General features: G+C 44.6%; 9 protein-coding genes and 1 pseudogene. 3 read left to right on the forward strand and 7 right to left on the reverse strand.

All coding sequences use genetic code 11. From position 1 onward, the window contains the following. Window positions 1-106: 106 nt before the first annotated feature. The gene (locus ACFIJL_RS04180; protein ID WP_375622917.1) at window positions 107-343 is read left to right on the forward strand and encodes a hypothetical protein; all 237 of its coding nucleotides are present in this window, start codon (window positions 107-109) and stop codon (window positions 341-343) included. Window positions 344-457: 114 nt separating this feature from the next. Beyond that, window positions 458-2,770, forward strand: a pseudogene (locus ACFIJL_RS04185) (toprim domain-containing protein); the annotation flags it as partial. Here the strand turns inward: ACFIJL_RS04185 and ACFIJL_RS04190 are convergent. The 7 genes from ACFIJL_RS04190 to ACFIJL_RS04220 all read right to left on the reverse strand — a co-directional run bounded on the left by ACFIJL_RS04190 (window position 2,764) and on the right by ACFIJL_RS04220 (window position 6,381). After that, on the reverse strand, window positions 2,764-3,324 hold the full coding sequence (locus ACFIJL_RS04190) for a hypothetical protein (RefSeq protein ID WP_375622804.1): 561 nt from the start codon (window positions 3,322-3,324) through the stop codon (window positions 2,764-2,766). The pseudogene ACFIJL_RS04185 and the gene ACFIJL_RS04190 sit on opposite strands and share 7 nt — an antisense overlap. Window positions 3,325-3,382: 58 nt before the next feature. Next, window positions 3,383-4,066: a hypothetical protein gene (locus ACFIJL_RS04195; protein ID WP_375622806.1), complete on the reverse strand. Its 684-nt coding sequence runs from the start codon at window positions 4,064-4,066 to the stop codon at window positions 3,383-3,385. Between the two features lie 24 nt (window positions 4,067-4,090). Then, entirely contained in the window at window positions 4,091-4,759 is a 669-nt protein-coding gene (locus ACFIJL_RS04200) for a hypothetical protein (RefSeq protein ID WP_375622808.1), read from the reverse strand. Window positions 4,760-4,793: 34 nt separating this feature from the next. Further along, window positions 4,794-5,117: a hypothetical protein gene (locus tag ACFIJL_RS04205; protein ID WP_375622810.1), complete on the reverse strand. Its 324-nt coding sequence runs from the start codon at window positions 5,115-5,117 to the stop codon at window positions 4,794-4,796. A 186-nt stretch (window positions 5,118-5,303) separates the two neighbouring features. Next, entirely contained in the window at window positions 5,304-5,807 is a 504-nt protein-coding gene (locus ACFIJL_RS04210; protein ID WP_375622812.1) for a hypothetical protein, read from the reverse strand. 15 nt (window positions 5,808-5,822) lie between these two features. Beyond that, the gene (locus ACFIJL_RS04215) at window positions 5,823-6,227 is read right to left on the reverse strand and encodes a hypothetical protein (protein ID WP_375622814.1); all 405 of its coding nucleotides are present in this window, start codon (window positions 6,225-6,227) and stop codon (window positions 5,823-5,825) included. Then, window positions 6,187-6,381: a hypothetical protein gene (locus tag ACFIJL_RS04220; protein WP_375622816.1), complete on the reverse strand. Its 195-nt coding sequence runs from the start codon at window positions 6,379-6,381 to the stop codon at window positions 6,187-6,189. Before ACFIJL_RS04220 ends, ACFIJL_RS04215 begins: the two co-directional genes overlap by 41 nt. 86 nt (window positions 6,382-6,467) lie before the next feature. Here ACFIJL_RS04220 and ACFIJL_RS04225 point away from each other — a divergent pair, with 86 nt between their 5' ends. Further along, window positions 6,468-7,037: a hypothetical protein gene (locus tag ACFIJL_RS04225; RefSeq protein WP_375622818.1), complete on the forward strand. Its 570-nt coding sequence runs from the start codon at window positions 6,468-6,470 to the stop codon at window positions 7,035-7,037. The last annotated feature ends 2,528 nt before the right edge of the window (window positions 7,038-9,565 follow it).

A 9,565-nucleotide genomic window follows, 5' to 3' on the forward strand; every position in this document is an offset into this window, starting at 1 on the left:
AACAAACCCACCCCCTCCACACAGGCATCCCAACACATGCCCCACCACACATCCCCATAGGCACCCAGCACACCCCTCCAACACACACTCCAACAGGACTTCCATCATGCACAAACCTCAGACATATCCACTCCCCTCCTTTTCCCGCCTTCTTCCTTTCTTCCCCTCCTCCTTTCCTGCCTTCCTCCTTTCCTCAAGGCGCCACTTTCCATGCTCTTGGCAAGCAGACATCAAGGCAGCAGTTTCAGAAGGTTTGAGTGAGAGCAAAGCCCATTGGCAAGCCAAGAAGTTTCGCGACTATTGGCAAGAAAAGAGCAGCAAAGAAGCACACAAAGTAGACTAGCAAGCCCCAGCACCACGGGACTTTACGATCAGATCGAATGGTGAGAACAGCAAAAACAGAATCCTCACCTCCCACATCTGAAAAAACAACAATATATTCACCAGACGAATGACCATGAGCACAATTTTTGAAATCAAACAAAAACTTATTTCACAAGCAGATAGAATAGCAGAAATGCTTCTTCCCCAAGGGCACAAACGAGGCAACAATTGGATTGTAGGCAACACACGTGGCGAGACAGGTCAAAGTTTATCGATTTGCTTGAGTGGTAGTAAAGCAGGACTTTGGTATGATTTTGCAGAAGGCACTGGAGGAGATCTTTTAGACCTTTGGTGTGAAGTCAAAGGCATTAGCCTCTCTCAAGCCTTAGAAGAAGCACGCGCGACTCTCAATCTGACACGCGCCAAACCCTTTATGGCGCCCCATCGTTCCTATCGCCGTCCACCGGTCCCTACAGAGCAGAGCCCGCAGAATCTTGTAAAAGCCTATCTCCACAAAGAGCGCCACATACCTTTAGAGATTATACAGCGTTACCGCATAGGAGAAGATGGCGAAAAAATCATTTTTCCCTTTTATAAACCCGATGGCACCCTTGCTTTAGTTAAAGAACGGCTTGCGCAAGCGGGAGCAAAAACAAAACCAACAGCAGCACACTGTGAACCGATTTTATTTGGTTGGCAAGCCCTTTGCTCCACAAACCACACCGCCACGCACACATCCCAGCAGGCACCCCAGCACGCACTCCAACAGGCATCCCAGCACGCACCCTCAACCAACCACGCCGCCACGCACACACCCCAACAGACACCCTCAACCAACCCCACCTCCACACAGGCACCGCAACAGGCGCCCTCAACCAACCACGCCGCCACCCACACGCCCCAACAGGCACCTCAACAGACACCCTCAACCAACCACACCGCCACGCACACATCCCAGCAGGTACCCTCAACTAACCTCACCTCCACACAGGCATCCCAGCAGGTACCCCAACAGGCGCCCTCAACCAACCACGCCGCCACCCACACGCCCCAACAGGCACCGCAACAGGCACCCTCAACCAACCACGCCGCCACGCACACGCCCCAGCAGGCACCCCAACAGACACCCTCAACCAACCACCCCTCCACACAGGCGCCCTCAACCAACCACACCTCCAACCACGCCGCCCCGCACACATCCCAGCAGGCACTCCAACAGGCGCCATTCCCCATTTTTTCTTCAACAAACCGTACCATTGTCATCACTGAAGGAGAAATTGATGCGCTATCCTTAGCCGCCTATGGATATCCGGCGGTTTCTGTTCCCTTTGGAGGAGGCAGTGGAGGAAAGCACAATTGGATTGAAAATGAATTTGATCATTTAGAAGCTTTTGAAACGATTTTTTTAGCCACCGATATGGATCCGCCCGGAGAAGAAGCAGCCCGTGAGATTGCCAGCAGGCTTGGACGCCACCGTTGCTACCGTGTCCGTTTACCCCTTAAAGATGCCAATGATTGTTTAACCGCAGGGATTGATAAAGCCACCATAAAAGCCGCCTTTTCCTCAGCACAAAGCTTTGCCCCAGAAGGTTTACGGCGCGCCTCAGACTATAAAGATCAAGTGATTGGGCTTTTTTGGCCAGAGCCTGAAAAACATCTTGGTTATACGGTTCCCTATCCTAAACTGAAGGACAAATTGCATTTCCGCCCAGCAGAATTAACGCTCTGGAGTGGTGCGAGTGGTGCAGGTAAAAGCCAATTGTTATCAGACTGTATTCCCCATTGGATTGCACAAAACAGTCGGCTTTGCTTAGCGTCTCTAGAAATGAAAGGAGAACAATCGCTCCGCCGTTTAACCAAACAAACGGGCGGCTTAGAACAGCCCACAAAAGAAACAATTGAACGGATTCTTCATTTTTTAGACGAAGGGCTTATTCTTTATGAACATGTTGGCAAATCGAGCGTTGACACCTTGCTTGAAGTCTTTGACTATTGCCGTGCGCGCTATGGCTGCGATCAATTTATCATCGACAGTTTGATGCGGCTTGGCATTGCCTCTGATGATTATGCAAAACAAGAACAAGCCGTTTATAAAATGGTTGATTGGGCTGTTTTAAACAGTGTGCACATTCACCTTGTCGCCCATGCCCGTAAAAGCGGTCTGGATAAAGATATCCCCAGCACAGAAGACATTAAAGGCGCCTCAGAGATTGGCGCCAATGCCTTTAACATCATCACCATTTGGCGCAATAGACCGTTGGAAGATAAAATCTTTGCCGCCTCTCTCGCACAAGAAAAAGCAGATTTAGCCAAACGCCCAGGTGTCATTATGAATATTGCCAAACAACGTTCTGGTGATTTTGAAGGCAAAATAGGGCTTTGGTTTGATCCCCAAACTTATCGCTATCGCTGTTCTTTTGAACAATCATTCCCTCGACGTTATCTGTAATGCCCCATAAACCCCACTCTCTTTAAAAACGCCTCCGCTTTCAAACGCGCACGTCTTGCTCCCACAGAAACAACAGGAAGGATCAATCCACAAATGATGAAAAACACCCAATCCTTCGCGAACCAAAGCCTGCTCAACCCTAGATTCTCTGCTCCCAAACGCAAACAAAAAAAGGTCGCTCCAACAACGGCGCAAAACACCACCCCCTTCAATAACCACAAACAACGCGTCACCACCCCATCTCGCCGCCCCCTCATATGCAAAATCAAGAACCACTCCAACAGTGCAGCAAACACGATCCCTATCAAGGACAGGAGACCCCATGGTATGTCCATATTCTCCATCCCCCAAAGAGCTAAAAAAAGGACGACTCCTAAAATGCAATAAAACAGCACTTCCTTCAAAAAGAGGGAAACACCACAAATACAATAAAACGCCGCTCGCCACCACGGAATATCGAAGCGCTTGGAAACCTTATAAGTACCAATAACGACAACAATAAAAAGGTAGGAAACCACCGACAACAGCAAAAAAAACAAATCGTTCGACATCACATACCCCTCACAGCAAGCCCATTAAAGATCACACCCATAAGACAAAAAACACACCCTACTTTAAGAACCAAGCCCATAGAACACGCGCACGCCTTACACCCTGATAAATCAAAGGAGAAAAAAATCCAACAATAAAGGGCAACACCCTCTCATCCGAGAACCAAAGCCAGCTCAACCCTAGATTCTCTGCTCCCAGACGAGTAAAAAAAAGGAGAGTACCAAAAATGCAGGAAAACAGCACAAAATTCAAAGCACGCAACGACCTCTGTAGCACCGTATCACTTTGCTCGCGTATAAAGAACCCCAAGAGCACTTTCAACAATAAAGACAAGAGCAAAACCTTTAAGAATACCGCCCTTATGCTATCCATATCTCTGACGCCCACAGCAGCAAACCACAGGATAAAGCCCATCATGCAACAAAACATGACCGCCTTTAAGAACACTTGCCAAGCAACAGGCATACTCTTGACGCCCAGATGCACCAAACCAAGGACAGTTGCAAAAATGCAAGAAAACACCGCCCCCTTTAAGAGCAGCTCCCCATCAACAGCGCGCCTGCCCACGCCCACATAAACAAAACCAAGGTAGGTGGCAACAACGCCATAAAGCACCACCCATCTCCAAAACACCCACTCTGTAACAGAGCGACGCTTTGCTCCCACATAAATAAAAACCAAGGCTAGAGCAAAAAAGCAGAAAAACCAAGGCAACAGCCAAAACATCACATCGTTCGACATCAAATACCCCTCACAGAAAGAACATCAAAGATCACGCCCGTGGGAAAGAAAAATGCTCATTCTTTTTAAGCACCACCCCAACAGTACACGCACACACCGTACCCCCTCCAAAACAAACAAAGGAACGAATCCAACACTGCTCACAAACACCCCATCGTTCAAGAACCCCCCATCGTTCAAGAACCAAAGCGTGCTCCAGCCCATATGCTTTACTCCCACATGTGCCAACCCAACGACAGTGCCAATAATGCAAGAAAACACCACCCACTTGAAGCACCACACCCCACGCGATATCCATTTACCCCGCACCCTCATAAGCAAAACCAAGGACAGCGCCAGCAATGCAACAAACACCGCTCCTATCACTAAAAATTCCCATGATATATCAAAACGCTTCGCTCCCTTATAAGCAAAGCCAAGAACCACTACAGCAATGGCGCAAAACACCACCCCCTTCAAAAACACGCCCCACGATACAGTTCTACTGTTTGCTCCCACAACAATAAAACAAAGGACAGCTCCAGCAATGCAAGAAAGCTCCACCCCCTGCCAAAACACCTCCCACGTAATAGCCGGTCTCCCCGCATCTTCATAAGCAAAACCAAGGACCATGCCAACAACGCAGGAAAACACCGCTAACTTCAAAAACATGTCCCGCGCAACCACCATACGCCCCGCTCCTTTATTAAGCAAAAATCAGAGACCATGCCAAAAATGCAGCAAAAGATCAATCCTTTGCAAAGAATGAAAGCCTAAACCCAAGACGTTTTGCCCCTAGAAAAATAAGCCCAAGGATAAGACCAAAGACAACGCCAAAAAGAATGTCAAAGACCCACTTTTTTGAAAACCACAACCAAGCCAAACCAAGATGCTCAGCTTGCGCATAAACAAACTTAGAGACAGCGATAATAATGAAGCTCAACGCCAAATTTTTTAAAAAAGCCTTCCTTGTAACCCCGAAAGATCTCATTGCCGCATAAATAGAAACAAAGACAAGAGCAACAAAGCAGAAAAACCCCAACCACTGCCAAAACATCAAATCGTTCGACATCAAATACCCCTCACAGAAAGAACATCAAAGACCACGCCCGTGGGAAAGAAAAATGTTCATTTTTTTAAGCACCCCAACAGTACACGCATACACCGTACCCCCTCCAGAGCAAAAAAAGGAACAAGTCCAATAGTGCCCGCAAACACCCCATTGTTCGAGATCACAAACCAGCGACCCCCCATATGCTTAGCGCCCACATGCGCCAACCCAACAACAGCTCCAACAACGCCGCCAAGCAGCAGAAACCTCAAAAAAAAACACCCCACGCGCTATCCCCTTACCCCGCACCCTCATAAGCAAAACCAAGGACAGCGCCAGCAATGCAACAAACACCGCTCCTATCACTAAAAATTCCCATGATATATCAAAACGCTTCGCTCCCTTATAAGCAAAGCCAAGAACCACTACAGCAATGGCGCAAAACACCACCCCCTTCAAAAACACGCCCCACGATACAGTTCTACTGTTTGCTCCCACAACAATAAAACAAAGGACAGCTCCAGCAATACAAGAAAGCTCCACCCCCTGCCAAAACACCTCCCACGTAATAGCCGGTCGCCCCGCATCTTCATAAGCAAAACCAAGGACCATGCCAACAACGCAGCAAAACGCCAGCCCCTTTAAAAACATGTCCCGCGCAACCACCATACGCCCCGCTCCTTCATCAATAAAAATCAGAGACCATGCCAAAAATGCAGCAAAAGATCAATCCTTTTCAAAGAATGAAAGCCTAAACCCAAGACGCCTTGCCCCTCTATAAATAAGAGCAAGGACAAAGCCCAAAAGGACATAAAACACCCACTTGTTTGAAAACCACACCTGAGCCAAACCCAAATGCTCAGCTTGCTTATAAATAAAATCAGAGACAGCAGCCAAAATGAAGCTCAACAACACCATCTTGAGGAACAAACCCTTCGTTACACCCCGCCGCTGCATTACTTCATAACCCAACATAAGGAAAATACCGGGAATGCCATAAAACGCCACAGCCCGTAAAAATACGCCCCACGTCATCCCCAACGCCTTCATTTCCACATACACAGCCACAGAGACATAGGCCACAATGCAGCTAAACACCAATCCTTTCAGAGACAAAAGCCCGCGCGCCATCACTCACCTCCCTCATCAAGTCATTCAAGGAAAATCCACCATGCGACAAAACACCCCTCTTTTCAAGAGCCAAATCCATGGGGCTCCCACACACAAGCACAACAGTCCAAGTCACCCCCAAGAGCGCATACCCACACGGTACACTCCAACACATGTCTTCCTCTCATCCCCCTCTTTTGCCTAGAGCAAGCAACATTTTTTAAAAACGAGAAGCAAAATTAAAATTTTTAAGGAGATGCTATGCCCCATAAGCAGAAAAAAAATATGCAAACCTGCCCGCTTAATCATCAAAATCAAGAAAAGCACATTGGTCATTTAAAGACGCAAGAAATCCCTGTTGAAACGCGTAATCCTTATTTTAAACCCAATCATCCAGAAAGTTCCAGCAACCCGCTCACGATTAAAGCCATTGCCAATGCACAAAGCCATCCCATTGCACTTTTATATGCGAAAGGACATCTCAGCAAAGCCCAATATAAAGCGGCAGAACGTTTTTATTTTTACTGGCGTCAAAGCCAAGCCGATCTCCACATGAGCCTTGACTACACCCGTGAAAAGGTTTCCTGTAGCCAAGGGTACATACACCCTATTGAACGTCAAATAGAAGCATCCAATCATTTAAGAACAATCAAAGTTCAACTGGGTATTCTTGGCTATTCACTGCTTGAACGCGTTATCGGCCATGGACAAGCGATAAAAGAATTAAGTCCTTCAAAACGCAAACAAAACTCCCTTGCCGATCATTTACGAGATTGTTTAGACTTGCTCGCATTTCATTGGGGATATGCAAACCATAAACATTTTGAATAATCCCCCCTCCTCGCCATTTTAAGCGGCCTTCTATGTTGGTCACCCTCTCTAAAGAAACCTCCCCCACACGGGCTCAAGCATTGAGCAACTCTCCGCCCCTCCCCCTCCAAAGAATGTAGCCTCACAAAACCCCAGCCTCACAAAACCCCAGCCTCACAAAACCGCAACCTCACAAAACAAAAATCCTTCCCCCACACCAGTCCTATAATCATGAGGTGCTCTTAATTCGTTTTTGACTGAAGAATAAGTTTTGTTCAAGATGCTTGCATGCATCATAACATCTTTAAATATAGTTTAATTAATATCGAGTCTCAAAATAAATATTCCATTGAAAAAAGTATTCATCAAGTTTTAATGCAAAATGACAAAATTTTCTTTTTTGTAAAAGTATTTTTATATTGCTATCTTTTCAATTCTCTGCTAATTATAACGCGTTAGGTTCTGTAAGTATGTTTTTTTGTATTTAGTACGGCCTTTTAAATTTATTCTTTTTTGACACGTTCTGCGAGTCAATGTTAAAATTCTCCTGCTTTTTAGTCCTCTGATTGCAACAGGGGACTTTTTTTATGACTGTACTTTTTTATAACTGTATTGTCTTAAATCACTTCCTTATGAGCTTTATTATATTTCTCCATAAGGTCTACCCGCAAAATAAATCATTCTTTTATCAAATTGACTTGCGTTTCATTCTCAAAGAACAAAGATTCTTACCCCAATCTGATCTACAAACAGCTTGGATACACTTCACTCGTGGTTTTCCATTCACTCTTGGCTTCCATTCAGGGTTTTCCGCTAAACTCAAGGCGCAACAGAGGCTTGCTCTGTCTTAAAGATTCACCACGCCCTTAAAAAAACACTAAAACATATCCAAACAAGTTTATCCAAGGAAGCTTGCTTCATATCACCAAACCTCACATGACAGTGTTTTACGACATAACACAATGACTTAACTATAAGATAACTTTCTTTATCGCCCCCCAACAGGTTGATGTATCACGATAATACATTGATTTATAATCACCATATCCCGTTATCCATATTAAAACTCGTTATCCATATAAAATTAAGAGACCCAGATATCATAGGGATTCTCTCATTTTAAATTTATTTCATGTTGCATCAATCAACACCTTGTCGTTTCCACATTACAAACATGAGAGACATATGAAATAAAACACTAGCAAGATAAAGAATCAAAATACCTCTTATGAACACGCTCAAGAGCCAAAGGCTGTCATCACATGAGGCGCGAATAGTATGATAGTGCAGGCTTTCTCCTTATGAGATTTTGAAAGAAGGGCTTATCCACTTCACAAGAGATTTCTCCATTATCCCATTCATCAATATCCCCATTCATCAATATCCCCATTCATCAATATCCCCATTCATCAATATCCCCATTCATCAATATAATTGTGATGATAAGATAACATAATGTTTTTAAACAAGTACGTAAATGTGCAACACAAATATATTCTATTTAGAACATTCTATTTTACGTGAGTCGCGTAAAACCCCATGAGAAAATAAAATCCCCCCCATGAGAAAACAAAATCCCCCCATGAGAAAACAAAATCCCCCCATGAGAAAATAAAATCCCCATGAGAAAAATCTAAAGCGTGAGAATAAAAACATGAGACAAGTGTGATTCCATTCAGCTATTGCTCTTTAACCGTCAAACCGAATAAAAATAGATTCGGCCAAATAAAAATAGATTCGGAAAATATGTTAATCTTCCTACCTTAAGAGATAAACTAAGAATATAGACAACATCTCTCCTAACATTCCCCTTTTTCTAGCATCGCGTAAGAATCAAAAGTTATACAGCTTATTTTGTCATATTATAAAGCACTGTTTTTTTAAGGCGGTATTGAAGCAGTTAAAACAATTGAAGTGTTTAGCCAACGCCATTAGCAAAGCTAAAAAAAAACAAACTGTTGAAAAGCCGTGCATATCTTGTGCAAACACAAAAAAAACAATAAAAAGACACAAAAATATCTCAATTTTTATAAAAATGCTCAGTGTCTTTTACGATTGTATTGACGAATAACCCTTATCACATAATCATCTTAAATATTGAGAATAAAGAATGAATAGCCCTCGCAAATACAGCAACCTATCAATAAAAATCTAAAAACAAATCTTTAGTTATCTCTGTTTCTTATGGAATATGCCTTTCCCTATGGATGCGCTTTAGCCTCCAAAGAGTGCATTCAATCCATGGAGAGGATGCACTCTGGCCATCAAAAGAGTGCATCCTTCCCCTCAACGAATACCGCCTCAAAACCCTCATGAGGCAGTATCCAATCTATAAGAGGATGCACTCTAGCCCTCAACGAGTGCATCCTTCCCCTCAACGGAGACCGCCTTAAACCCTCATAAAGGCAGTATCCAATCTATAAGAGGATGCACTCTAGCCCTCAAAAGAGTGCATCCTTCCCCTCAACGAATACCGCCTTAAACCCTCATAAAGGCAGTATCCAATCCATGAGAGGATGCACTCTAGCCCTCAAAAGAGTGCATCCTTC

The organism is Bartonella sp. TT119HLJHH (assembly GCF_042193385.1).
GTDB lineage: Bacteria > Pseudomonadota > Alphaproteobacteria > Rhizobiales > Rhizobiaceae > Bartonella.